The organism is Nonomuraea sp. NPDC050404 (assembly GCF_040655495.1).
GTDB lineage: Bacteria > Actinomycetota > Actinomycetes > Streptosporangiales > Streptosporangiaceae > Nonomuraea.
On record NZ_JBFAKB010000030.1, the window covers coordinates 20,814 to 45,201 of the forward strand.

At 70.8% G+C, this 24,388-nt stretch carries 20 protein-coding genes; 8 read left to right on the top strand and 12 right to left on the bottom strand.

The features are described 5' to 3' along the window. The first annotated feature begins 56 nt into the window (after nucleotides 1-56). Complete coding sequence (locus AB0I81_RS51190) at nucleotides 57-1,340, top strand: aspartyl protease family protein (protein WP_360674697.1); 1,284 nt, start codon at nucleotides 57-59, stop codon at nucleotides 1,338-1,340. An 18-nt stretch (nucleotides 1,341-1,358) separates the two neighbouring features. On the opposite strand, the gene AB0I81_RS51195 is transcribed toward AB0I81_RS51190, so the two are convergent. From AB0I81_RS51195 to AB0I81_RS51205, 3 genes are all read right to left on the bottom strand, one after another. Next, on the bottom strand, nucleotides 1,359-1,805 hold the full coding sequence (locus AB0I81_RS51195; RefSeq protein WP_360674700.1) for a thioesterase family protein: 447 nt from the start codon (nucleotides 1,803-1,805) through the stop codon (nucleotides 1,359-1,361). A 2-nt stretch (nucleotides 1,806-1,807) separates the two neighbouring features. Further along, on the bottom strand, nucleotides 1,808-2,440 hold the full coding sequence (locus tag AB0I81_RS51200; protein ID WP_360674703.1) for a helix-turn-helix domain-containing protein: 633 nt from the start codon (nucleotides 2,438-2,440) through the stop codon (nucleotides 1,808-1,810). 89 nt (nucleotides 2,441-2,529) lie between these two features. Further along, on the bottom strand, nucleotides 2,530-3,414 hold the full coding sequence (locus tag AB0I81_RS51205) for a hypothetical protein (protein WP_360674705.1): 885 nt from the start codon (nucleotides 3,412-3,414) through the stop codon (nucleotides 2,530-2,532). A 161-nt stretch (nucleotides 3,415-3,575) separates the two neighbouring features. Here AB0I81_RS51205 and AB0I81_RS51210 point away from each other — a divergent pair, with 161 nt between their 5' ends. Further along, entirely contained in the window at nucleotides 3,576-4,124 is a 549-nt protein-coding gene (locus tag AB0I81_RS51210) for an EF-hand domain-containing protein (RefSeq protein ID WP_360674708.1), read from the top strand. Between the two features lie 9 nt (nucleotides 4,125-4,133). Here AB0I81_RS51210 and AB0I81_RS51215 read toward each other — a convergent pair whose 3' ends face one another. Beyond that, on the bottom strand, nucleotides 4,134-4,580 hold the full coding sequence (locus AB0I81_RS51215; RefSeq protein ID WP_360674711.1) for a helix-turn-helix domain-containing protein: 447 nt from the start codon (nucleotides 4,578-4,580) through the stop codon (nucleotides 4,134-4,136). 85 nt (nucleotides 4,581-4,665) lie between these two features. On the opposite strand from AB0I81_RS51215, the gene AB0I81_RS51220 reads away from it, so the two are divergent. Next, complete coding sequence (locus tag AB0I81_RS51220) at nucleotides 4,666-5,859, top strand: MFS transporter (protein ID WP_360674714.1); 1,194 nt, start codon at nucleotides 4,666-4,668, stop codon at nucleotides 5,857-5,859. 36 nt (nucleotides 5,860-5,895) lie between these two features. Here the strand turns inward: AB0I81_RS51220 and AB0I81_RS51225 are convergent, their stop codons facing one another. Next, nucleotides 5,896-6,279, bottom strand: coding sequence for a VOC family protein (locus AB0I81_RS51225; RefSeq protein WP_360674717.1), 384 nt, complete (start codon nucleotides 6,277-6,279; stop codon nucleotides 5,896-5,898). Between the two features lie 84 nt (nucleotides 6,280-6,363). Here AB0I81_RS51225 and AB0I81_RS51230 point away from each other — a divergent pair, with 84 nt between their 5' ends. Together AB0I81_RS51230 and AB0I81_RS51235 are read left to right on the top strand one after the other, a co-directional pair. Further along, nucleotides 6,364-7,134 (top strand): MerR family transcriptional regulator, encoded by a 771-nt coding sequence (locus tag AB0I81_RS51230; RefSeq protein WP_360674720.1) that lies wholly within the window; start codon nucleotides 6,364-6,366, stop codon nucleotides 7,132-7,134. 126 nt (nucleotides 7,135-7,260) lie between these two features. Next, the gene (locus AB0I81_RS51235; protein WP_360674723.1) at nucleotides 7,261-8,097 is read left to right on the top strand and encodes a M55 family metallopeptidase; all 837 of its coding nucleotides are present in this window, start codon (nucleotides 7,261-7,263) and stop codon (nucleotides 8,095-8,097) included. Between the two features lie 21 nt (nucleotides 8,098-8,118). On the opposite strand, the gene AB0I81_RS51240 is transcribed toward AB0I81_RS51235, so the two are convergent. From AB0I81_RS51240 to AB0I81_RS51250, 3 genes are all read right to left on the bottom strand, one after another. Further along, a complete protein-coding gene (locus tag AB0I81_RS51240; RefSeq protein ID WP_360674726.1) occupies nucleotides 8,119-10,638 on the bottom strand; it encodes an excinuclease ABC subunit UvrA in 2,520 nt (839 codons plus the stop codon). Between the two features lie 86 nt (nucleotides 10,639-10,724). Continuing rightward, complete coding sequence (locus AB0I81_RS51245; protein WP_360674729.1) at nucleotides 10,725-12,497, bottom strand: ABC transporter ATP-binding protein; 1,773 nt, start codon at nucleotides 12,495-12,497, stop codon at nucleotides 10,725-10,727. Next, the gene (locus AB0I81_RS51250; RefSeq protein ID WP_360675000.1) at nucleotides 12,494-14,383 is read right to left on the bottom strand and encodes an ATP-binding cassette domain-containing protein; all 1,890 of its coding nucleotides are present in this window, start codon (nucleotides 14,381-14,383) and stop codon (nucleotides 12,494-12,496) included. Before AB0I81_RS51250 ends, AB0I81_RS51245 begins: the two co-directional genes overlap by 4 nt. Nucleotides 14,384-14,863: 480 nt before the next feature. On the opposite strand from AB0I81_RS51250, the gene AB0I81_RS51255 reads away from it, so the two are divergent. Both AB0I81_RS51255 and AB0I81_RS51260 read left to right on the top strand, forming a co-directional pair. Continuing rightward, nucleotides 14,864-16,186, top strand: coding sequence for an aspartyl protease family protein (locus AB0I81_RS51255; protein ID WP_360674732.1), 1,323 nt, complete (start codon nucleotides 14,864-14,866; stop codon nucleotides 16,184-16,186). Nucleotides 16,187-16,396: 210 nt separating this feature from the next. Next, nucleotides 16,397-17,119, top strand: a complete 723-nt coding sequence (locus AB0I81_RS51260; protein ID WP_360674735.1) for a phytanoyl-CoA dioxygenase family protein — start codon at nucleotides 16,397-16,399, stop codon at nucleotides 17,117-17,119. A 322-nt stretch (nucleotides 17,120-17,441) separates the two neighbouring features. Here AB0I81_RS51260 and AB0I81_RS51265 read toward each other — a convergent pair whose 3' ends face one another. The 3 genes from AB0I81_RS51265 to AB0I81_RS51275 all read right to left on the bottom strand — a co-directional run bounded on the left by AB0I81_RS51265 (nucleotide 17,442) and on the right by AB0I81_RS51275 (nucleotide 20,047). Then, nucleotides 17,442-17,828: a tautomerase family protein gene (locus AB0I81_RS51265; RefSeq protein ID WP_360674738.1), complete on the bottom strand. Its 387-nt coding sequence runs from the start codon at nucleotides 17,826-17,828 to the stop codon at nucleotides 17,442-17,444. Between the two features lies 1 nt (nucleotide 17,829). Beyond that, on the bottom strand, nucleotides 17,830-18,402 hold the full coding sequence (locus AB0I81_RS51270; protein WP_360674741.1) for a TetR/AcrR family transcriptional regulator: 573 nt from the start codon (nucleotides 18,400-18,402) through the stop codon (nucleotides 17,830-17,832). Between the two features lie 226 nt (nucleotides 18,403-18,628). Continuing rightward, nucleotides 18,629-20,047, bottom strand: coding sequence for an MFS transporter (locus AB0I81_RS51275; RefSeq protein WP_360674744.1), 1,419 nt, complete (start codon nucleotides 20,045-20,047; stop codon nucleotides 18,629-18,631). 135 nt (nucleotides 20,048-20,182) lie between these two features. Here AB0I81_RS51275 and AB0I81_RS51280 point away from each other — a divergent pair, with 135 nt between their 5' ends. After that, nucleotides 20,183-21,154: an AsnC family transcriptional regulator gene (locus tag AB0I81_RS51280; protein WP_360674747.1), complete on the top strand. Its 972-nt coding sequence runs from the start codon at nucleotides 20,183-20,185 to the stop codon at nucleotides 21,152-21,154. A 1,136-nt stretch (nucleotides 21,155-22,290) separates the two neighbouring features. Here AB0I81_RS51280 and AB0I81_RS51285 read toward each other — a convergent pair. Further along, nucleotides 22,291-23,493, bottom strand: a complete 1,203-nt coding sequence (locus AB0I81_RS51285; RefSeq protein ID WP_360674750.1) for a hypothetical protein — start codon at nucleotides 23,491-23,493, stop codon at nucleotides 22,291-22,293. Nucleotides 23,494-24,388: the final 895 nt, after the last annotated feature.

The following is a 24,388-nucleotide window of genomic DNA, read 5'->3' on the forward strand; positions in this document are numbered from 1 at the left end:
CGGGGACACAGCCGGTCGACAGTGGGACGGAAAGTGATCAAGGGAGAGGAGAAGGTGTGGCTGATTACGGAGCGTGGGATCGGCGTTCGTTGCTCCGGGGCGCCGCCGTGGTGGCGGGTGCCGCCGCGACCGCGCCCTTGCTGGGCGGCGGCGCGGCCGCTGCGCAGGCCGGCGATGACGCGGACGCGCTGTTCAAGGCCGGGAAGTTCGAGCAGGCGGGGCGCGCGTACGAGGAGATGCTGAGAACGGATCCCAGGAACCTGCACGCGGCCCGGCGGCGCGGCTTCGTCGGGCTGCTGTCCAACCGGTTCCCCGAGGCCGAGCGATACCTCAAGCTGGCCATCGAGGTGGCGCCCGGCGACAAGGACGCCAACCGGTTCCTGGCCGACTGCTACATGCGGCAGGACAAGTTCGCCCTCTCCGCGCCCCACTGGCAGGCGGCCGGGGACGAGGGCGCGGCCAAGGTGTTCGGGGCGTTACGCGGCGAGCCGTACCAGATCCACGGCGACCTCGCGCAGGTGAGCTGGCTGCAGATGGACCCGCAGCCGCTGGTGGAGGCGTCGGTCAACGGCGGGCCGCCGAAGCGCTTCACGTTCTACACCGGCGCTCCGTCACTGAGCGTTTCCGCGACGGTGGCCAAGGAGGCCGGGCTGAGCCCCATCGCCAGTTCAAAGATCGATTACCTGAACGGCAAAGCCTGGCGGCACGGCGGAATCCTGGAGTCGTTCAAGCTGGGCGGCATCGAAGTGCGCAACCTCCCCGTGGCGTGGATGGAATGGGAGTCGGGCGGCGACGTCACCACCGAGAACGACGGCATGATCGGCACGTGGGTCTTCTACCACTTCCTGACCACCTTCGACTACGCGGGCCGGCAACTCATCCTGCGGCGCAACACTCCGGAAACGGTCGCCAGGGCCCGTGCCGCCGCCAAGCCCCTGCCGATGTGGCTGGCCCGCGAGCACATGGTCTACAGCAGGGGCAGCATCGCCGGCTCCGGCCCACGGGTGGTGGCCGTGCCCATCGGCGGAGGCAGCGAGCCGGCCGCGGCCACGCACGGGGACACGGCCGAGCGGTTGCGGATCCGCACCGACCGTGACCGCCCGATCGAGACGTTCGCCCACAGCCACCCGGCCGTCGCCTACCCGTGCTACCCGAAGGAGATCCGCCTCGGCGACGCCGCCGCCAGGGACGTCTACTGCTACACGAACCCGAACTCGAAGCTCGACCCCCTCGGGTTCGACGTGCCGGTCACCTTCTTCCACAGCTTCTACAAGCCCTACAACGTCACCCTCGACTTCACCGGCATGAACCTCTACATCGCCCCCGGCAAGGCCGTCTAGCGGAACGAACCGCGGCCGTCACGACCCGGCCGCCACCGCCTGCCGCATCAGAGGTCCGGCGGCGCTGCGCAGTTCATCGCTGAAGGGCGCGGGCCGGAACGTGGCGGGGTCGAGGTTGACGTTGACCCGGTAGCCCTCGGCATGCACCACCGTGCGGTCGGCCGACAACACCCGGAAACCGTAGATCCCGCTCGTACGGCCCATACGATCCATCCAGAAGTGCACCTGGACGTCACCCGATCCCGCGATGGGCACGTGATAGGTCACCTTGAACTCGCGCACGGCCAGGTACACATCCCTGAACGCCGACCGCCCGGCGTCCGGTGACCAGCCGAGCCGCTGCCAGAAGGCGCCGATCGCCCGCTCGACCAGCAGGGCGTAGCGCGAGTTGTGCAACAGGCCCATGGCGTCGAGGTCGTCGAAATGCACCTGGACCGGCTCGTACACGCCGTCGTTGTCCATCATGATCAGTCCTCCGGTAGAAGTGCTGGGTCGGGGCAGAGCGCGCGCAGGCGTTGCAGGACGGCGCGGCGGGCGTGCAGGAGGGACAGCTCCCCGCCGTGCAGCCGGGAGTGGACGACGGCCATCTCGCCGAGCGCGTCGATCTCGTACGCGAGTTGCGCCGGATCGACGTCCCCGGCCAGCTCGCCCAGCGCCACGGCCTGCTCCACCTGGTGCCGGACGAACCCCAGCCACTCCCCCATGGCCCGCGCCACCCGATCGCGCACCGCCCCGGGACGGTCGTCGAACTCGGCCTGCACGGTGAAGAAGAAGCAGCCGCCCGGCAGCACGCCGTCCTCGTAGAAGCGCAGCCGCGCCTCGTGCAGCGCGAACACCCGCCGCACCCCGGCCGGGGCACGCAGCGTGGGCACCACCACGTGCTCGGTCCACTGGCGGGCGGCCCATTCCACGGCGTCGAGCTGCAGCTGCTCCTTGTCACGCCAGTGTGCGAAAAATCCGGACTTGCTGGTGCCGGTCGCCGCCGCCAGCCGTCCGAGTGAGAGCCCGTCGAGCCCTTCCACGGACGCCAGCGCCACCGCCTGCTCCAGGATCGCCTCCCGGCTCCGCAACCCGCGCAACCGCCGGCCGTCTTGCGTCATGGAGGACAAACTACATTAACGACCGATCGGTTGTATATAAGCGCAAACGATCGCCCGGTTCGATGCCTCGAACCGGGCGATCCGTCGGTTCAGCGGCCCGGAGGACCGACGGCGACCGTGTATCCGTGCCGCGCGTAGATGCTGGGTGAGCTGGTGCCGCGGCTCCAGAAGCCGACCATCGCGGCCGTCTCCCGAACGTCCTCGGCGAAGTACGACTTACCCTTCCAGGTGGCCCTGAAGTCAGGGGCGTACGTGCCCCAAGCCGGGACCAGCTTTTCGCAGGTGTTGACGGTGTAGCCGGCGTTGACCGGCCCCACTCCCAGGCTGAGAGCGAGGCTTCCGCAGGGGTTGAACTCGGTCGTCGACTTCGGGCTCCAGTCGTTCCAGACCAGCGTGGTGGAGGTCGGCGAGAGGGGGTCCGTCTCCACGTAGCACTCGGAGACGTACGTCGCGATGGGGCCGCCCTCACGCGCTCCGCATGACGCGTAGCTCCTGAAGGCGTAGTTGATGTGCGTCGCGCCCTCGTAGTCCATGCGGCCCCACTGTGTGCAGGCGCGCATCTTCCCGATGCCCTCCGAGTCGAAGGTCTCGCGGCAGGTGGGCTCCCTCCACGTGGCCTCCTGCCGGACGCTCACGCCGCCGCCCGGAGACGATGCCTCGGGGGGCGCGGTCTCCAGCACGCTGACCGTCACCGAGCCGCCATCCTTGTCCATCGTGATGGGGGCGGCGCCCTTGGGCTGGATGACGCAGCCCGCCTCGAACGGCCGCAGCTCGTAGTCCTGGGTCTTGATGCCGAGCTTCCATCTGCCGTTCACGTACTCGGCGAGGCCGCGGATGGCCGCGTCCTTGTCCTTGATGGTGTCGCACCCTGACGATGTGGTGCGCCGGCTGGTCAGCGATGCTCCGGCGGGGATCGGCTGAGCGACAAGGGTGACCGCGGCGGTCACCGCCAACACGGCAAGTGCCTTCCTCATGGATCTCCTGATCTGGCGTCGAGAAAGCGTTCTCCCGCTCATGCTCTTGTCCCTGCCGGGCACGAACCAGGACGTCCGCAGGGCATAGACCGGACACTTCATCCTGTTTGCCCAAGAAGCTGCCGCTGGCGGAACCGATGCCGCAGATTTACCGTGAATCTATGAATGAGCTGCGTAAACGCAAGTACGAGCGGTGGTTCCACGCCGCGGACGTGAACGGCGACGGCGCGATCACCCGGCAGGACGTCGTCACGATGAGCGAACGCTACATCCAGGCCAGAGGAATTCCACCGGACTCCCCGCAGGCACGGCAGATGCACGAGACCATGCACCGGTTCTGGGAGTTCGTGATCGCCCCCGCCGACGCCGACAAGGACGACATGGTGACCACGGCGGAGCTGACGCAGGCGTTCGCCGCCACCTTCGCCGACCGCGCCCGCTACCCCGAAGAGCTCGCGCCGGTCGCCGACCTCTTCTTCGACCTGGCCGACGGCGACGCCGACGGCGCGATCAGCCTCACCGAGTTCACGCACATCTTCGGCAGCACGGGCCGGGCCTCCGACGACGAGTGCGCCGAGGTGTTCAACACGCTCGACCTCGACGCCTCCGGAGCCCTGTCGCGGGCCGAGTACCACAAGGCGGCGTCCGAGTTCTTCTATGGGGACGATCCCGGTTCCCCTGCCAACCACATCTTCGGCCGCCTGGCATAACGGACTCTTCTACCGTGCTTTGCGCACGTGGGTGGTGTCGGCGCCGAGGGCAGTGCCGTCGGCGCCGGCCGGCGCGATCTCCGGCACGGGAGTGCCGTGCCGGTCGACAAGCGTGGAGTGGGGCTCGCCTGCGTCGAAGGCGTGGCGCTCTCCCCACTGCCGCAGGGTGAGGATGACCGGGAAGAGGTCGCGGCCGGCGTCGGTGAGCACGTACTCCTGGCGGCGGCCCGATGGCGCGGTGCGCTGGGCGAGCAGCCCGTGGGCGGTGAGCTTGCGCAGGCGGTCGGTGAGGATGTTGCGGGCGATGCCGGTGCGCCGCTGGAACTCGGTGAACGACCGCGCCCCGTCCATCGCGTCGCGGACGACGAGCAGGCTCCACCTGTCGCCGACCAGGTCGAGCGTGCGGGCGACGGGGCATTCAGGGTCGGTCCAGCCGGCGTCCGGGGTGCGCGACATGGCTCCCTCCCAATGAGTTGCGGTTTGCAACCATCATGCCGTACGGTCGAAATGGTTGCAATTTGCTACTTATTCGGGAGGGTCGATGGACGTGGGGCGGCGGTTGCTGCTCGCGGTGGTGTGCGGTGTCGCTGTGGCGAGCATCTATGCCGCGCAGCCGGTTCTGCAGCCGATGGGACACGATCTCGGAGTGCCGGCGGAACTCACCGGGTGGATCGTGGCGACCGGCCAGGTCGGCTACCTGGCGGGGCTGGTGCTGCTGGTGCCGCTCGGTGACGTGCTCGACCGGCGCCGGCTCATCGCCGCGCATCTGGCGCTCACCGCGGCGGGCATGATCCTGACGGCCTCGGCGCCGGCCGCGTGGGTGGCGTTCGCCGGGCTCGCGGCGGCCGGCGTGTTCGCCGTGGTGGTGCAGACCACGGTGGCCTACGCCGCGTCGATCTCGCCGCCCGCCGAACGCGGACGCACCATCGGCGTCGTGACCTCGGGCGTGGTGGCCGGCATCCTGGGCGCCCGGATCGTCACCGGCGCGCTCGCCGAGGTGTGGGGCTGGCGGAGCGTCTACGCCGTGCTCGCGGTGTTGTCGCTCGGGCTCGCGGCCCTCGTCCTGGCCGTGCTGCCGCCGGAGGAACGGCCCAACCGGCCCGCGGCGTACGGGCGGGCCCTCGTCTCACTCGGCACGCTGTTCGGCCGGCGCGTCTTCCTGACGCGCGGGCTCATCGCGTTCTTCCTGTTCGCCTCGTTCGGAACCCTGTGGAGCGGGCTGTCCCTGCCGCTGGCGGGCACGCCGTGGCAACTGAGCGAGAGCCAGATCGGGCTGTTCGGCGTCGCCGGGCTCGCCGGCGCGCTCGGCGCGGCACGCGCGGGACGGTGGGCGGACGCGGGACGGGCCGTCCCGATCACCGGGCTCGCGCTCGCCCTGCTCATCGGCTCGTGGGCGGCGATCGCCCAGCTGCCGTGGTCGTTGTGGCCGCTCATCGCCGGGATCGTGGTGCTCGACTTCGCGGTCCAGGCCGTGCATGTGAGCAACCAGCACCTGCTCACCGCCGCGCATCCGGATCGCACCAGCGGTGTCATCGGCGGTTACATGGTCTTCTACTCGCTCGGCTCGGCTCTCGGCGCGGCCGCCACCACTGCCGTCTTCGCCGGACACGGCTGGGCGGGCGCCAGCCTCCTCGGGGCCGGATTCGCGGCCTGCGCGCTGGCCGTCTGGGCGATCGACAGGCGCCCGTCCCGTGACCGCGCCGGGCTCCTGTCCGAGCCGGCGGGCACGCGATGACCTCTGTCCGAGCCGCCGGGCACGCGGACCCCCCGCCTACACCGGGTCCAGGCGCCGGCGGAGCAGGCAGAACTCGTTGCCCTCCGGGTCGGCCAGGACATGCCACGACTCCTCGCCGCTCTGCCCGACCTCGGCCTTGGTCGCCCCGATGGCGTACAGGCGCTCAAGTTCGGCGTCCTGGTCGCGGTCCGTGGCGTTGACGTCGATGTGCAGGCGGAGCTTCCCCGGCCGCGGGTCGCTGCTGGGGCTGAGGACGAGGGTGGGCAGCGGGCCGCCGAAACCGGTGCCGGGCGGCCCGATCTCGATGCTTCCGTCGTCTTCCCGGCCGAGCTCGACGTAGCCGAGGACCTCGCTCCAGAACGCGGCGAGCCGTTCGGGATCGGCGGCGTCGAGGACCAGCTCACTGATGCGGCATGCCATGCCGGTCAGTGTACGCAGACGGCCGGCCGCCAATCATCCGGCTACACTGCGTACCGACCGAAAGGGAAGCGAAGGGGCAGACCGTTGCGCAGCAGTGAACTGGCCGCACTCGCCGGGGTCACCATCCGCACCGTACGGCACTACCTCCAGATCGGGATCCTCGACGAACCAGAACGCTCGGTCAACGGCTACCGCGACTACGACGTGAGTCACCTGGTCAGGCTGTTGCGGATCACCCGCCTGACCGAGCTCGGCCTCCCGCTCGCCGCACTGCCGGACGTGCTCGACAATCCCGGGGCCGCCGACAAGCTGCTCGACGAGCTGGACCAGCAGGCCGCCGCCGAGATGGAGCGGCTCGCCGGACGGCGGGCGGCCATCGCCCGGCTCCGCAGCCACGGCGCGCTGCCCGACCTCCCGCCGGAAATGGCGGCCTTCGGACCCACCCTCAGCGCCATCGCCGACGTCTCCCCCGACGCGGCGCGTCACGAGCACGAGCAGGTCGTCCTGATCTCCCACCTGCTCGGCGAGACCGGGACGTCCGCCTTCGCCGGCGCCATGGCTCAGCATTCCCTCTTCACCCCGGCCACCACGGATTTGCTCCGGCGTTTCGCCGAACTCGGCCCTGACACGCCGCAGGAGGGCATCGAACAGGTCGCCGAGGACATGGTGACGCTGTACCGGCCCCTCCTGGAGAACTGGCCCGACATTGGGTTCGGCGCCGACGTCTCCTCGTTGCTCGCCGCCTACGGTGAGCGCACCCTCAACGAGCAGCAGCACCACGCGAACCAGCTGTTCGCGCAACGCCTGCTCGGCCGCATGGCGGACGAAGAGGGGCCGCCGCACGACCCGGCCTGACCGACGCCGCGGCGGCGTGGCTTGACCGACGCCGTGGCGGCCTGGCGCTGCTGAGCCGATCCGGCGGCCGGGCAGCCGTGCCGGCGCATGATCGCGAGCGTGTGGCACGTCACTACGATGACGGGCATGCGAGTCTTCATCTCGATCGACATGGAGGGCGTAGCGGGCGTCGCCACCCTCGACCAGGCCGTACGCGGCGGCACCGGCTACCCGCTGGCCCAGCGCCTGATGACCGCCGAGGCCGACGCCGCCATCCGGGGGGCCTTCGACGCCGGCGCCGAGGAAGTCGTGATCAACGACAGCCACGGCAGCATGGACAACCTCCTGCACGCCGATCTGGACCCGCGGGCCCAGGTGGTGACCGGCTCGCCCAAGCCGCTGGCCATGATGCAGGGCATCACGGAGGGCGACGCGGTCGCCCTGTTCATCGGCTATCACGCGGCGGCGGGAGAGCAGGGCGTGCTGGCGCACAGCTTCTCCGGCAGCTTCCGCGAGATCCGCGTGAACGGCGCGCCGGTGGGCGAACTGGAGGTCAACGCGCTTCATGCCGCGTCGCTCGGCGTGCCGGTCGGCCTGGTCACCGGCGACGAGCTGGTCTGCGCCACGGCGGCCAAGGCGCTGCCCGGCGTGCTGACCGTGCCGGTCAAGCGGGCGGCGGGCTTTCACGCGGCGACCTCCTCACACCCGTCGGTGGCCACCGAGCGCATCAGGGCCGCCGCCCGCGACGCAGTGTCCGGCCGCGCCGGGCTGGAGTGCCTGCCCGTACCGGACAACCTGCGCGTCGAGATCGACTTCACCACCCCGCTGGCCTGCGACTACGCGATGTACGTGCCCGAGGCGCGGCGCCTGAGCGGCGTGGGCCTCGTGCGCGAGGTGGCCGGCACCGTGGACCTGATCAGGCTGATCTCCACCTGCCTCTACCTGTCCGCGCAGGCGACCGCCACGGTGTCACCCCGGCGGTAAGCCCCCGACGCACCGTCGAGCTCAACCGGCGCAACCGGCCAGGGCGGCTTCTTCCTGATCGTTGACGGGCACGAGACGCGTCTCTGACAACAGCGGCAGGCCCGCCGCGTACCGCCGGAGGAAGGCGGCGGTCGGCGTGCCGGCGGTCGCGACGGCGTCAGGGCTGCCCTCCGCGACCACCGCTCCCCCGTCAGGACCGGCCCCAGGCCCCAGGTCGATCACCCAGTCCGCGCAGGCCGCGACGGGGATGTCGTGTTCGGCCACGACGACGGTGTTGCCCGAGTCGAGCAGTACGTCGAGCGCGTCCACCACCCGCTGGGTGTCGGACGGGTGCAGGCCCGAGACGGGTTCGTCGAGTACGACCAGGCCGGCCTTGCGGCTCGCGGCGCCGCGCTGGATCGCGGAGGCCAGTTTCAGCCGCTGCGCCTCCCCGCCGGACAACTCCGTGGCGCTCTGGCCGAGCTGGAGATAGCCGAGCCCGACCAGGTTCAGGGCTCCCAGGGTCTCCGCGAGCTGCCGGGGTCCGGTGAACCGCTCCACGGCCTCGGCGACGGTCAGCTCCAGCACCTGGTCGATGGCCAGGCCCTGATACCTGATGTCCAGGGCCTCCGGCTTGTAGCGCCGGCCCTCGCACGCGTCGCAGACCACCCACACATCCGGCAGGAAGTGCATGTCGACCAGCTTACGGCCATAGCCGGTGCAGGTCTCGCAACGTCCGCCACCTGCGGTGTTGAAGCTGAACCAGGAGGCGTTCACCCCGAGCCCGCGCGCCGCGTCCGTCCCGGCGAACAACTTGCGGACGATGTCGAACGCCTTGCTGTAGGTGGCCGGATTGGACCGCGGCGTCCTCCCGAGCGGCTCCTGATCGACGACGGCAACCCAGTCGAACCCCGCCAGCCCGGTCACCTGCCGCACCGCGTCGGTCACCGTCCCGTTCAACGCGGCCGTCACACCCTCCGCCAGCGCGCCGAGCAGGCTGCTCTTGCCGCTGCCGCTCACCCCGGTCAGGCAGGTGAGCCGGCCGGCGGGGATACGTACCAGGTCGGCGGTCACGTTGTGCGCGCGCAGGCCGTACAGCTCCACCCAGCCGGTGTCCTCGCCGGTCGGGCGGCGGGTGCGGCGCAGCCGAGGTCCCCGTCCCGCCAGGTAGCGTCCGGTCAGCGACGCCGGGTGGGCGGCCGCGTCGGCGGGCGGCCCCGACACCAGCACCTCACCGCCGAGGCGGCCCGCGCCGGGCCCCATGTCGATCACCCAGTCGGCCCGCGCGATCAGTTCGGGGTCGTGCTCGACCAGGAGCACCGTGTTGCCGGCCTGGCGCAGCTCCAGGGCGATGTCGAGCAGGTGCGCCTTGTCCGCCGGATGCAGCCCGGTGCCCGGCTCGTCCAGGACGAAGGTGATGCCGCTCAGCTCGGTGCCGAGCTGAGCGGCGAGCCTGGTCCGCTGCAGCTCGCCGCCGGACAGCGTCGCCGCGCTGCGGGACAGCTGGAGATGGGCCAGGCCGAGCCGGTCGAGGATGCCGAGCCTGCGGCCCAGGTCCTGCAGCAGCGGCTCGCCCACCTCGCGCTGCCGGGCGTCCAGGTCGCCGGCCACGCGCTCCGCCCAGGTGCGCACCTGCCGCACCTCCACCTCGATCAGGTCGGGGTAGGTCAGCCCGCCGAGCCGTACGGAGCGGGCCGCCCGGTCGTACCCGCTGCCGCCGCAGGTGCCGCACGGCTGTTTGCGCATGTACGCCAGGTAGCGCTGCTTGGCACTGGAGGTCTGGGCGTTCACGAACACGCGCTCCACCTCGGCGAGCGCGCCCCGCAGCGGCTGGCTGGAGGTGTAGGTCACCTGGGCCGTCTCGTTCTTGTTCGTCATGTTGACGGTCGCCTCGATCTTCTCCTCGCCCGTGCCGTACAACACGCAGTGTCGGAACTCCTCGGGCAGCGACTTCCACGGCCGGCCGAGGTCCACGCCCCGTTTCTCGGCGAGCGCCGGCACGAACGCGTGCTCTCCCGAGCGCCACTTGGCGTACCAGGGTGAGGCTCCCTCGAAGAGCGGCAGCTCAGGACGCGTGATGACCAGGTCCTCCTGCGCCTGCCACCGCCCGCCGACCCCATGGCAGTCCGCGCAGCCTCCTTCCGGCGTGTCGCGGTCGAAGTGAGCGGTCGTCAGGTGCCCGTCCGCACGCTCCGCGCCGATCGCGGGAAGGCGCGAGTACAGCAGTCCGAGATGCCCGTCGATGCCGGTGATCGTGGCGACCGTGGAGCGGGGGTTGCGGTTCAGGCGGCGCTGGTCGACCGCGAGCGTCACGCCGAGTCCCAGGATGCGATCGACCTTGGGCCGGTTGCGCTGGGTGATGTACTGCCGCACGAACGGCGAGAGGCCCTCAAGATATCGCAGCTGGGCCTCGTTGTGCAGGGTGTCGATGGCCAGCGAGGTCTTGCCGCTGCCGCTCACCCCGGTGAAGGCGATGAGCCGCCCCTTGGGGATGCGCACCGACACATCCCGCAGGTTGTTGGTACGGGCGCGTACCACCTCGATGGCCTCGGCGTCGGTCATGCTTGAGCTCCTCGTCGTCGTCCGTGGGTTCCGGCCCACGGACGACGATCGCCCTGAATCCCGACGCCTGATGTCATGTTTTCCGCTCAGGCGAAATATCGGGCCTGTAAGCGGAACAGTTCGGCGTAGAGCCCGCCGGCCGCACTCAGCGTGTCGTGCGTGCCGACCTCGGCGACCCGGCCGCCGTCCAGGACGACGATGAGATCGGCCGCCCGCGCGGTGGTGAGACGGTGCGTGACCAGGACCGTCACGCCGCCCTCCAGCCGGTCCAGGCCGGTGTACCGCTGGAACAGCCACTCCTCGGCCCGCGCGTCGAGGCTGGCGGTGGGCTCGTCCAGGATCCGCAGCAGCGGGGTCCGCCGCATCGCCGCGCGGGCGTTGGCCACCGTCTGCCACTGGCCGCCCGACAGCCCCTTGCCGTCCCACGATCCGCGCCCGAGCCGGGTCTCCAGGCCCTCGGGCAACGACGCGAGGAGCCGGTCGCCGCCGGCCGTCCGCAGTGCCTCCGCGATCCGTTCCGGATCGTCGCGATGCTCCAGCAGGCCCAGCCCGACCGTGTCCTTCAGGGACATCTCGATGTGTACGGGGTCCTGGAAGGCCGCCGTGACCCTGGCGCGCCAGTCCTCCGGCGTGAAGTGCGCGAGATCGGTACCGTCCACCAGGACGCGCCCCGTGGTCGGCCGGTAGAGGCCGCCGAGCAGCTTGACGAGCGTCGACTTCCCCGCGCCGTTCTCGCCGACCAGGGCCACCACGGCGCCGGCCGGGAGTTCGAGGTCGATGTCGTTCAGCGCGGGCCGATCGCGGTTCCAGTACCGGAAGCCGAGGCCCTCCACCTTGATGCCGCCCTCCAGCCGGGCCGGCACCGCCACCGGCGTGGCGGGCACGACGGCCGCCCGCTCCGCGGCGGCGTCCTCGACCACGTCGAGGAACGCCCGGGTGGCCCGAAGCGACTCCAGTGCCCAGTAGGTCAGGGTCAGCACGCCCTGCACCAGCCCGGTGACCTGGCTGGACACGGCGATGGCCGCGACGATGAGGCCCAGCGGGGCCTCGCCGGACAGGCCGGCCCGCACCATCAGGACGATGGCGGTCGCGTACGCCAGCACGAAGAGCAGCCAGGCCAGCGCGACCGGCACGCGGGCCCGTCGATCGGTCCTGGCGAGGTCCCGGCCGCCGGACTCCCACTCCTCGCGGTGCCTGCGCCGCAGCTCGCCCGCCAGCCCGAACAGGCGGGTCTCGCGACCGGGCGCGGCCGTGGTGGCGAGCGTGAACAGGTGATCGGCCAGCCGGAGCCTGGGCGTGGCGCGCCGTACGGCCTGATCGCGTTTCCTGTCCGCAGCCCGGGTGGCCAGCACCGCGGGGACGGCGAAGATCGGCAGCACGGCGAGGACGGGAACGACCGAGGCCATCACGACCGCCGAGGCGACCAGCGCCAGCGCCGCTCCGGCCAGCCACAGGAGCCGGTCGAAGGCCGTCCCGATGTCGCCCCGCGCGCCACGGACCACCGCCGCCCTGTCCGAGCGGCCCGCACGTTCGTGCACCTCCAGCGTCGGCGTCGTGCCCACCGCGTCGACTAACCGGCGCTCGACCTCGTTCCGGATCTCCTCCTGCAGGCGGAGGCGGGTGAAGTAGCCGGCGATGAAAGTGCCCTGGGTGAGCATCACGAAGACCGCCACACCCAGCGCCAGTGCCGGCAGGCCGCTGGTCGAATGCCTGCTCGCCATCTCGCTGAACAGCCCGAGCAGCACGGCGAGACCGATCCCGGTGGCCTGTTCGAGTATCGCCACCGCGATCACGAGCAGGGATCGCAGCGGGTCGATGCGGGGTCCGACGGTGAGGGCGAAGCGCAGGGCGCCGATCACGACGGTGTCCCCTCGAAACGCTTGGCCTGCAGGCGGAACAGCTCGGCGTACCGGCCGCCGGCGGCGATCAGATCCTCGTGCGTGCCGTCCTCGATGATCCGGCCGTGGTCGAGCACGACCACGCGCTCCGCCTTGCGCACGGTGGCGAACCGATGCGAGATGGCAATGGTGGTCGCGCCCGCGGTGAGCTCGTGGAAGGTGTCGTAGAGCTGAGCCTCCGCGCGGGCGTCCAGGCTCGCGGCCGGCTCGTCCATGATCAGCAGCCGGGCGCCGTGCCGCAGGCCGAACAGTGCCCGGGCGATGGCGATGCGCTGCCATTCGCCGCCCGACGCGTCGGTCCCGCCGGTGAGTACCGTGTTCCAGCCGTTCGGGAGCCGTCCGATGAACTCCGGGAGGCCGGCCTGGCGGGCCACGGCGCGCAGGCCCTCCTCGTCGTCCGCATGGGGCAGGGAGCCGAAGGCGATGTTGTCGCGTACGGTCAGCTCGTAGCGGCTGAAGTCCTGGAACACGGCGACCACCTGACGTTGCCAGTTTCGGCGGTTGGCGTCGTCGATCGGGGTCGTGCCGGCGCGTACGTGGCCACCGCTCGGGGCGTCCAGGCCCGCGATGAGGCGGGCCAGCGTTGTTTTGCCCGCGCCGTTGAGGCCGACGACGGCGAGGGACTGGCCTGCGGGGATGGTGAGGTCGATGCCGTGCAAGACGTCGTCGGAGGCGCCGCCGTAGCGGAAGCGCAGATCCTCGCACGAGATGGCCGCGACCGGCCAGGGGGCGTTGTTCGGAACGACTGGCATGGGGCCGTTGTCAGGTGCGTCCGATGTGGGGCTGTTGTTGAGGGCGTGCGGCGTGGGGCTGTTGCTGGGTGTGTCCGGGGTGAGGCTGTTTTCGGGGGCGTACGGCGTGGGGCTGTTGTTGGGTGTGTCCGGGGTGAGGCTGTTTTCGGGGGCGGGCGGTGGCGTAGCGGCCGGGAAGGCGAACGCCTCGGTGGCCGCCTTCGAGCCGAAGCCGATGCGGAGGTCGTCCTCGTCCGCCCGGAGCACCTGGAGGAGCGCCCGGATGGCGAGGCCACCGAGCGCCAGGTCACCCACCGTCGAACCTCCGGTCGCCGCCCGGTGCCCCAGGTAGTGGAAGACCGACGCGACAGTGACGCCGGTGACCACGACCACCACGACGACGAACAGGCGATGCTCGCGCCGCCGTCGCCAGACCTCCGTCATGTTCACGCGCCACTCCGCCTGGTAGGCGTCGCGGAAGAAGGCCGCGAGGCCGAAGAGGCGCACCTCCCTGGCCGCGCCCGGCGTGGTCGGCACGTCCCGTAAGTAGGACGTACGGCGGAGCTTCGTCGTCTGACTCACGGTCTCCACGACGGCGATCCGGTAGTTCCTGACCAGCCGCAGGTGGATCACGACAAAGACGGCCAGGACGATGAGCCCCAGCCCCCAGGTGATCTGGGTGAGCAGGGCCGCGGAGCCGATGCTGGTCACCCACAACGAGGCCTTGGTGGAGAAGCCGAAGACCGCCTCCCCGGCCGGCATGTCGATGCTTCCGCTGCCCCGGGCCCGCTCGATCCGCCCTTGGAAGGCCGGATCTTCGAGGTGGCCGATGGTCGCCGGCTCGGAGGCGGCCATCATCACGCGCTCGCCGAGCCGGCCGGTGACCCGGCGGCCGAGTGCCCGGCCCAGGGCCGTACGCGCGGACTCGGTGATGTGGGTGAGGAAGAACAGCACGACGATGAGGGCGATCCAGCGGTAGCACTCCCGCGCCGCCGGGGTGTCCAGGCCCTGACCGATCGCCGAGGTGAGCACGTCCACCAGCGCACCGATCGCGATGGTGATGCCGACCGGCGCCGCACCCGCGAGCACGGCCAGGACGGTGGTCAGGGTGGTCATGGCCGGCGCCACGGAGAAGGAGTATCCGACCAGGGCGGGCAGCACCCACCGCGTGGCCGGGGGCGGTGGACTCGTATCCGTGGTCACGCCTGCTCCTGGTCGTCCAGGTTGCGGGCGATCGTGCCCCGGACGTGGGCGCTCGGCATTTTCCTCCTGGTCGGCCGTTGCCGCTGCTCTGATCCAGATCGGAGAGCTTCCGCCCCGGTGAGGCGACGAACGTCCGAATAGTTGCACCGGTGTCCGCCTCGCCGCCATGCAATTAATGGGCCGCTCCGCCGTGGCGCGGCGGCTGTGACGTGACCATGACACGGCGCGGATGGGGCGGGGATACGGCCGTCCGATAGTGGACGGGACCGGCGGGCGCGACCCAGCCACCCACATCGGGACGACGCTGTACGCCACGGCATCGCCCTCATCGAACAGGGCGATGCGGGGAACTGTGCCCGTCCGTCGCAAAGGTGATCACGAGAAGGAGAAGGCGTGGCTGATGACAGGCGTTGGGACCGGCGTTCGCTGCTGCGGGGTGCCGCCGCGCTGGCCGGTGCCGCCGCGACCGTGCCGCTGACGGGCGGCGCGACCAAAGCCCTGGCCGATGGCGGTGACGCGGACGCGCTGTTCAAGGCGGGCAAGTTCGAGCAGGCCGGCCGCGCGTACGAGGAGATCCTCAAAAAGGACCCCGGGAACCTGCACGCGGCCCGCCTGCGCGGCTATGTCGGGCTACTGGGCAACCGGTTCGCCGACGCCGAGAAATACCTCAAAATGGCCCTCGCCCTGGCACCCGACGACAAGGACGCCAACCATTTCCTGGCCGACTGCTACATCCGGCAGGACAAATTCGGCCTGTCCGCACCCCATTGGAAGGCGGCCGGCGAGGACGGCTACGCCAAGTGGTTCGCGGCAGTACGCGGCGAGGCGTACCAGGTCCACGGCGACACCGCGCGGGTGCCATGGACGCAGTTGGACCCGCTGCCGCTGGTCGAAGCCTCGGTCAACGGCGGGCCGGCGAAACGCTTCACGTTCTACACCGGCGCCCCGAGCCTGAGCCTGCGCGCGTCGGTGGCCAAGGAGGCCGGGCTGAGCCCCGTCGCCAGTCAGCAGATCGGTTTCGAGGGCGGCACCGTATGGGCGTACTACGGGATCCTGGAGTCCTTCAAGCTGGGCGGCCTCGAACTGCGTAACGTCCCGGTGGGCTGGTCGGCGACGGAGTCGGGCGAAGATGTCGGCACCGACAGCGACGGCCTGATCGGCACGTGGGTCTTCTACCACCTGCTGACCACCTTCGACTACGCGGGCCGGCAGTTGATCCTGCGCCGCCCTACCCCCGAATCGGCCAGGAAGGCACGCGCCGCCGCCACCCGGGCGGGCGCCGAACGCCTGCCGCTGTGGCTGGCCCGTGAGCAGTACCTGCACAGCGTGGGCAGCTTCGCCGGCGTCACCGGCTCCCGTACGGGCGTGGTGGGCGTGAACCTCGGTGGAGGCAGCGAGATCGCCGCCGGAACGCGCGGGACAACGGCCGAGCAATTGGGAATCCGCACGGACCACGACCGCCAGATCGGGACCTTCGCCCAGAGCCACCCGGCCGTCGTCTACCCCTGCTATCCGAAGGAGATCCGCCTCGGGAACGCCGTCGCCAAGGAGGTGTACTGCTACACGAACCCGAATCAGCCGGTCAACGTGCCCTGGCCCTTTGGGACGGGGTTCGACACGATGGGCTGGTTCTCCCACTGCTTCTGGAAGCCGTACACCATCACCGTCGACTTCACCGACATGAGCCTCTACATCGCCTGCGGCGAGGCCGCCTGACCACCTGTGACACCAGCTGCCCCGGGCTGGTCACGCCGACCGGAGCACGAGGCTTCCACCAGCTGTTCCGCACCGCCTTGCAGCCAGTGGTGCCGCATTCGGCGCGCCCAGGGGCAAGCGCGGCACCCCAGCGGCGCGCCGCAGGGCTACTTTTCGGACAGGAGCAGACGCGCTCCCATGTAGTAGGACGGCGTCGTTAGAGTGCTGGACATGACCGTCACGAACGTGGACCGGTTCATCGCCGACGGCTTCGTCAAGCTGGCGGCGGCCGTACCGCGCGAGGTCGGCGACGCGGCCAGGGCGCTGGTGTGGCAGCAACTGGGCCTGTCGCCCGATGACCCCGCCAGCTGGCGGCAACCCGTGATGTGGGCCACCGACCTGACCGGCGAGGGTCCTTTCGGCGAGCTCATGCGCAGCCCACGGCTGGCACAGGCGCTGGACGAGGTGGCCGGGCCCGGCGGGTGGGGACCGCGCGCCTCGCTCGGCAACATGCCGATCCGCTTCCCCGGCGTCGAGCCGGACGACGACCGAGGCTGGCACATCGACGCCTCCGTGGCCCGGCCCGACGGTTCCTGGGCGGTGTCGGGACGGCCGGAGACAATGTTGCTGCTGGTCCTGCTGTCGGACGTGGGCCCGGACGACGCGCCGACGCGCCTCCGGGTTGGCTCGCAGCGCGACGCCGCGCGAGTGCTCGCCGAACAGGTCATGGACCCGTTCGAGGCCGGCCCGCTGCTGGACGCGGCCTCAAAGGACCGGCCGGTGACGTACGCGACCGGACAGCCGGGCGACATGTACCTCGTACACCCGCTGACCGTGCACGCGGCCGACGAGCACCGGGGGACGCGACCGCGCTTCATGTCCCAGGCGCCGGTGTTCCTGACCGCACCGGTCGAGCCGGGCAACGGCAACGCCCTGGCCCGCGCCCTGCTGTAACGGCCTGGAACTCCCGAGGCTGCGGTGAGCCGCCACCCGCTCGCGCCTGGCCGCGGAGCGCCGCGACGACCGTAAGGCCCGCCAGCCCGTACGACCTGGGTTCCACGCCGCTTGAGTACGGGCTCGGGTTCGGCTCGGCGGCATCGTCGGGGGCGCGGCTGTCACGGCCGCTGGTGCGGCGGTTCGGGGAACGGCGGATCCTGCTCAGGTTCGGCGCGGCGCGGGCGCTCTGGCCGGGCGGGCGGCGATCGCCATCGCGGGCGCCCTCTTGCCGAGGCCGGCGGATGCGCGGAAGGTGCCGGAGTGACAGCTTGGCGGCCCGCTAAGGACGGGCGTACTGCGCGATTCCCTCCCCGAACGACCAGTCGATCGACTCGTTCTCGGTCAGGAAGACGAACACGTTCCGCGGCTCCGTCCCCGCATACGACTGCGCGAGGTCCGCGATCCGCCGATAGAGCGCCCGCTTCTGGTCCGCCGTCCGCCCGGATCGCAACGTGATCGCCACGAACACGATGTCATCGTCCCGCCGGATGTCGGGAAAGTCCCCGTACCGCAGCATGCCGCGCACGCCGTCATGATCGGTGAGCACCTGGAACAGATCCCCGGGCGGGATGCCGATGGTCTCGACGAGGGCGTCGTGCACGGCGCGCCCGAGCGCCTCAAGCCGCTCGGTGCCGGCGCGCAGGGCGTCGATGCGTACAAGGGGCATGTCAGTGGTTCTCCTTTTCCTGGAAGCGGATGAGAGCGAGCGCGCCCTCGACGGCCTGCGCGTACGCGTCCGGGGATCCGGTGGCCCTGGCGAGCACGTAGCCGCCCTGGACGACCGCGACGAGTGCGGCGGCCGTGGCGCCCGGGTCGAGGTCAGGACGCAGCTCTCCGTCCGCGCGGCCCCGCGCGAGCAGGGCGGTCAGCGTGCCGGTGAGCCAGGCGAACGTCTCCTCAATGGGCCCCCGCAGTTCCGGGTCGGCCATCACGTCGGGGTCCTGGGTGAGCCGTCCGACCGGGCAGCCCTTCAGGGCGTCGCGTTCGCGGCGCAGGTAGGCGGCGACGCGCCCGGCGACGGTGCCGGGGCCGTCGAGGGCGGCCCGGGCCCGCTCGCGCATCTCCTCGGCGTTGCGGGTGATCGCGGCGAGTGCCAGGTCGGGTTTGCCGTGGAAGTGGTGGTACATGCTGCCCTGGCCCGCGCCGGAGCGCTGCTGGATGGCTTTCGGGCTGGTGCCCACGTAGCCGCGTTCCCACAGCAGTTCGCGGGTGCTCTCGATGAGCCGTTCCCTGGTGTCCACGACCTACATACTAGTAGGTACATAAGCACTGCTCACAGGCCGGCATGCGTGCGTGGAAAGTGCCGACAATACTTGGAGGCGGCATTTCCCTGGACGTGCACGCCCTGCACTGCCCCCGAAACCCTCGAAGTACCGATACCCCTTGGCAAGTCGGCACTTCGTGCGAAGGGCGAGATCGTGCCGGGGTCAGCTTCGCCGGGTGGACGTGGCCGTTCAGCGGCGGCAGTTAAGGGGTGGAAGCGGGGCTTGTCACAGAGGCAGCTGCAGTTCCCGTACCTGCCTGATCAGCGTCTTGCGGCCGTCCGCCGATCATGAACTTGGTGGCGAAGCCGGTGGCGATCACAAGCGCGCCGGCGGCCCACAGGCCGGTGAGGGCCGCGCCGGTGCGGAGGAATAGCGTGCCGAGCAGGGCGATGCCCAGCGTGCCCCCGAGTTGCTGCACGGCGTTGAGCAGCCCGGCGGCCGAGCCGATCTCGTGCGGGCGGACGCGGGCGAGCGCGGTGCTGAAGAACGGCGTGGTGAACATCCCCAGCCCGAGTCCGCCCAGAGCCATCGCGGGTACGGCCGGCCAGGAGTAACCGAGCGTGTAGGTGGCCAGCAGGAGCAGAGTTCCCGTCAGCAGTGCGGTGAGCCCGCCGTACATGAGTTTCGCCCCGAAGCGAGGGAACAGATAGGCCCCTGACACCCATGAGGAGACCGCCATCCCGCCCGACCAGGGCAGCAGCATCAGGCCCGAGGTCAGGACGTCGTCATGGCGGGCGAGCTGCGCCTGCAGGACGATGGTCAGCATCAGGCCGTTCATCACCGCGAAGAACAACGTGGAGCTCATCAGCGCGGCGGGGAAACCGCGGTTGCCGAACAGGCTGGCCTCGATCAGCGGGGTCCGTCCGCGCCGCGACCGTCCACGCTGCTGGAACCAGAACATCACCAGCACAACGACACCGCCGGCGAGCACAATCCACCGTCCTGCCGTGTCGCCCTCGATGAGCGGGTAGACCACCATGCCCGTGCCGAAGGTCGCCAGCGTGGTTCCGGGCAGATCGAGGCGTGGCCGGTGAGCGGCGCGGTCCTCGCGCAGCAGCGGGGTGAGCGCGAGGACCGCCAGGCCGAGCGGGACGTTCACCAAAAAGACCGACCGCCACGACGATCGGAGCAGGTCGGCGTGGGTAAGGAGGCCGCCGAGCACGGGGCCGCAGACCGCCGACAGGCCCATGACCGGCCCGATGGTGCCCAGCGCCTTGGGCAGTTCCGCGCCGTGGAACATGGCGCGGATCAGCCCGAGAGTCTGCGGGATGATCAGCGCCGCCGCGGCTCCCTGCACCGCTCGCGCGGCGATCAGCGTCCCGGCGGACCCGCTCAGCGCGCAGGCCAGCGAGGCGATCACGAAGGCGGCGACGCCGACCCGGAATGTCCGGGTGCGGCCGGCGATGTCGCCAAGCCGTCCGCCGGTGATCAGTAGCACCGCGAACGGCAGCGTATACGCGGCCCCGAACCACTGGATGTCAGAGGCGGGACCGGCCAGGTCGGCATGGATGACGGGTGCGGCGACCTGGACGATCGTGGCGTCGAGCAGGTTCATTGCCTCGGCGGCCAGCAGCGCTGTCAGCGCGGCCCACCGCCACCGGTAGGCCAACTTCGGGCTCATCAGCACGGGAAGCTCCCTTTCCTGCAGGTTCGTTCATCGCGGTTGAGTCTGCGGGCGGGAGCGAGACAGGTTCCACTTTTCATCGGAAAGTAGGCGATACTTTCCATGGAAGGTCGATGAATGAGGGAATATCGCATGTTGGATGACGTCGACCGGGGTCTGATCCATGCGCTGCACATCGACGGTCGCGCGCCGTTCAGCAGGATCGGTGCCGTGCTGGGCGTCTCGACCCAGACCGTGGCCCGCCGCTACCGGCGGCTGTGCGCCGAGGCCGGGCTGCGGGTCGTGGGGCTTCCTGACACCCGGCACACCGGTCAGGCGCAGTGGATGCTGCGCCTGACCGCCGCCCCGCACAGCGCCCAGAACCTCGCCCGGGCTCTGGCGCGGCGGGCCGACACCTCGTGGGTCAAGCTCATCTCCGGCGGCACGGAGATCTTCGCGATCGTCACCACCCCAGACCATCAGCCCGATCGCGCGCTGCTCCTGCACGACATCCCGCGGACCTCGGGCATCACCGCGGTGTCCGCGCACTGCCTGCTGCACAGTTACCACGGCGGTCCCGCCGCCTGGCGCGGACGCCCGAACGTGCTGGACGAGCGACAGCAGCGGCTGCTGGAGCCCGTCGTCCAGTCCCACAGCGAACGGCACGCCGTGACGGGCTCCGATGCCGCCCTGCTGACCGCGCTGCGCTCCGACGGCAGGGCCGGCCACGCCGACCTGGCCAAGGCCACAGGCTGGTCGGCTGCCACCGTCGCGCGCCGCCTGGCTGACCTGCGGGCCAGCGGCGCGCTCTTCTTCGACATCGAGCTCGACGCAGCGGTGCTCGGTGTCGGCATGCAGGCTCTGCTGTGGATGTCGGTCGCCCCGATGCACCTCGACCGGATCGCCACCGCCCTGGCCCGGCATGCAGAACTGGCCTTCGTAGCCGCCACCACGGGTTCCACCAACTTGGTGGCCAACGCGCTGTGCACCGATCCAGCGGCCCTGCACCGCTACCTGACGCAGGGGCTTGGCTCGGTTGAGGGCATGCACACGATCGAAACCGCTCCCGTGCTGCGCACCGTGAAGGCGACCGGCCCGACAACCATCGTCGGCACCGGCCGTTAACTGCAGCACCTCAGATGGCGGCTGGTGGGGCCGGCCTTACCGACAGGCCAGGTTGCCCCTCCGCCTGGTCTCCGCTTCGGCGCGCACCGCGCCCTCGTCCGGGGCCTGCGGGCGGACTCGGGCGAGCCACCCGCGCAGCAGCCGGGACAGGAGAGCGGCGTGTCCAGGACGGGCAGTGCCGTGGACTGGATGGCGAAGTACGTGACGAGCGGGTCGCCCGCGTCACAGCGGGCGCACAGCAGCACCTCACCGAGCCCCCGCACCGGGCGAACCGCCGCGCTCGCGCCCGCCCTCCAACAACACCCTTGCCACCCGCTCCCCCATCGCCACCGCCACCCCGCCCCCTCATCGACCCCGCCGCCATGGCCACCACCAGCGCCCCCTCAACGCCCTCAACCTCGCCGCCTACGCCATGGCGGCCCCCGCCCGGATCATCCTCCGGCACACCGCCAGGGCCCGCCATCACGCAGGTGGCGGCCCTTCCCGTACATCAGGGAAGCCGTTACTTGGGCGGCGGTCCGATCCCGCAAGCGATGGCGATAGCGAGAAATGGCAGGCCAGTCACAGTACGCGTTTGCTCCGGGTGGCAAGGAACTCCAGCGACCCATCACCGCAACCGTCGTCAAGGAGAACTTCATACACATCCCCGTCCGAGTGACGGCGTCCTGGTGGCCGCCGCTGCCGCCATGATCGTGCTCGCGCCCCGCCGCATCGGCGGACGGCATCATCACCCTGGCCCACTGCGCGGCCGCAGGCGGCCGCCAGGAGATCCGCACAAATTCGACGCCCTGGGGCACGATGCAGCAATCCTTCTGCGTCGGCAGCTCCCACCACGGCACCATGTGGATCGTCGACCACTACCAAGCTTTTAGCGCGCCCCGAGCAACGAACGGGGCCGAGCAGCTCAGAAAAGCATGCGAACGGCCTCCGTACGCGTTGCGGAGACCGTTACTTGTGCGGCCGTCTCTTCTCACAAGCCGCCGAACTCCGGCGTGGCGGCCAGCCGTAGCTGTGGAGGTCCGGACCGCCATTGCGTGACCGGGAGGCACCGAACCCACCCAGGGCCGACCTACCTGGAGTCTGCTCCCACGACGCAAGATCGTCATGCGCGATCTTGCGGTTGACTAACACCCCTCTTACTGGGCCGAACGCAGTTCTGCCGCCACCGCCCGTTCCCGCAGTTGCGCTGCCTCCGCCCGGACCGACTCCAACTCGGTCCGCAGATCTGCCAGCCGTACCCTTTCCAGCCGCAACTCCGCCTGCAGCCGATCACGTTCCTTGACCGCCGCCTCGGCCCGCGACTTTTCCCGCGAGGCCACCTTCCGCTCGCGGGACAGCGCCGCGGCACCACCCTCCTCCATCTCCGCGATCTTCCCGGCCAGCCGCTCCCCCTCGGCCGCCGCCTGCGCGGCATCCCTGAGCGCCATCGCGCGGTCGCGCTCGGCCTCGGCGGCGTTCCGCTCCGCCTTGACGGCCCGCTCCACGGCCCGTTCCCGCTCCTGCGCCGCCGCCTCCGCACGCGCCCTGGCGCCGACCGCCTCCCGCTCGGCCACCTCGCGCGCCTGAACCGCCGCCGCCGTCTCCTCCCGGGCGCGATCCCGCTCCCACCTGGCCATGGCCGCGTCCTCCTTGGCCTGTACGGCCTCGGCCCGCGCATCGTCCACCTGTCCGCCGGCCTGCTCGACCCGCCCGGCGAGCTCCTGTACAGCCTGGTCCCCGGCCTGCTCGGTCAGCGCGACCCGGCGGGCCGCCTCCTCCGCCCGCCGTTCGGCCAGTTCGGCCCGCCGCTTGGCCTCCTCCGCCGCCTGCAACGCCTGCCGCTCGGTGCTGGCCGCCTCACGCAGGGCGGCCAACGCCTGCTCGCGGGCGCGCTCGGCATCGCCCAGCGCGGTCTCCCGCTCATGCTCGGCCTCTTCGAGCCGCCGGCGCATCTCCGCCGTCTGCCTGCGCGCGTGCTCGGTGGCCTCGCGCGCCAGCCGTACTTGCTCAAAAGCCTGCTCACGTTCGGTACGCGCAATGGCGACCCGCGTATGCGCCTCCGCCTGCACCGCGCTCAACTTGGCCTCAACCCCCGCAGGACTCATCTCTTCAGCCAACGCCCGCGCCAGCGGTTCAATGGCCGCGACCAGCCCACTCTCCATCCGGTCGTACAACTGCTCCGCCCTGGCCAGCGCCCCTTCCAACCCCGGGGTGGCGCGCCGCAACTCCCGCTCACGCTTGGCCGCAGCCTGACAACCCTTCTCGGGACAGTACGCCTTGGGCCGCCCTCTTCCTCCCCGCTGCTCGATGGACGCACCGCAGTGCTTGCACAACGTCACAAGCCCCGTCTCCCCAGTCACAACGGCAGCCTAGCATTTTTATTTTCTAGAAATTAAAATCCAAAAATAATTTGGCGTCGCCACACCAGTGCCCTCCAAGACGTTGCGCGCGACACCCGGCAGATGGCGGCGCCGATGAGGACGATGGCGGTGGTGCTGGCACCGGTCCATGGGCCATGAACCTGGCCGACCGCGGTCACGGGAGCCGAGGCCACCGCGCGATGCCCGACAGGGAGACGGCCACCCCGGCGACCGTTAGGCGTAGGCGGTGGTGGCTGGCACCGGACCAGACGGCGTAGGTGGTGCCCATGTCGGAGGGACGTGAGCCGACCGAAACCCCGCCCGCGCCATCTTTCTTGGTGCCCGGCGCGCGGGCATGGAGGGCGGCGTCCGTGTGGTTGGAACTCAGGCCATCGAGAGTCTCCGCTGCTGGACGTCGCATCGACCGCTACATCCGCTACCGCCGCCACCGCCACCCGCCTGGCCGTCGTGGACCCTGCGAGCTCGGCCTTCTACCCGAGTTGGACCTCCGGTGACACCTAGCTCACCGCTCCCCGGCTCGCGCATCGAGGGCATCGGACGGCCCCGCGTGGAAGCGCATGAATGACACAACTCCTTGCGCAGCGGCCGGATCGCGGCCAGCCACGCGCACCCCACGCCGTTACCGTGGAAACGGCCTGGGAAATGCTCGCCGCGGTGGCGGTCTGCAGCCCCACGGCAAGACGCCGCAGTGACCGTAGTCGCGGCCACACCCGGCCACCCCCCACCCCGTGACCGCGGAGACCGCCTGGAAAACGCTCGCCGTGGCGGCGGCCTGCAGCCCCACGGCGAGACGCCGTAGTGGCCGTAGTCGCGGCCACACCCGGCCACCCCCCACCTCGCGACTGTGGAAACCGCCTGGAAAACGCTCGCCGTG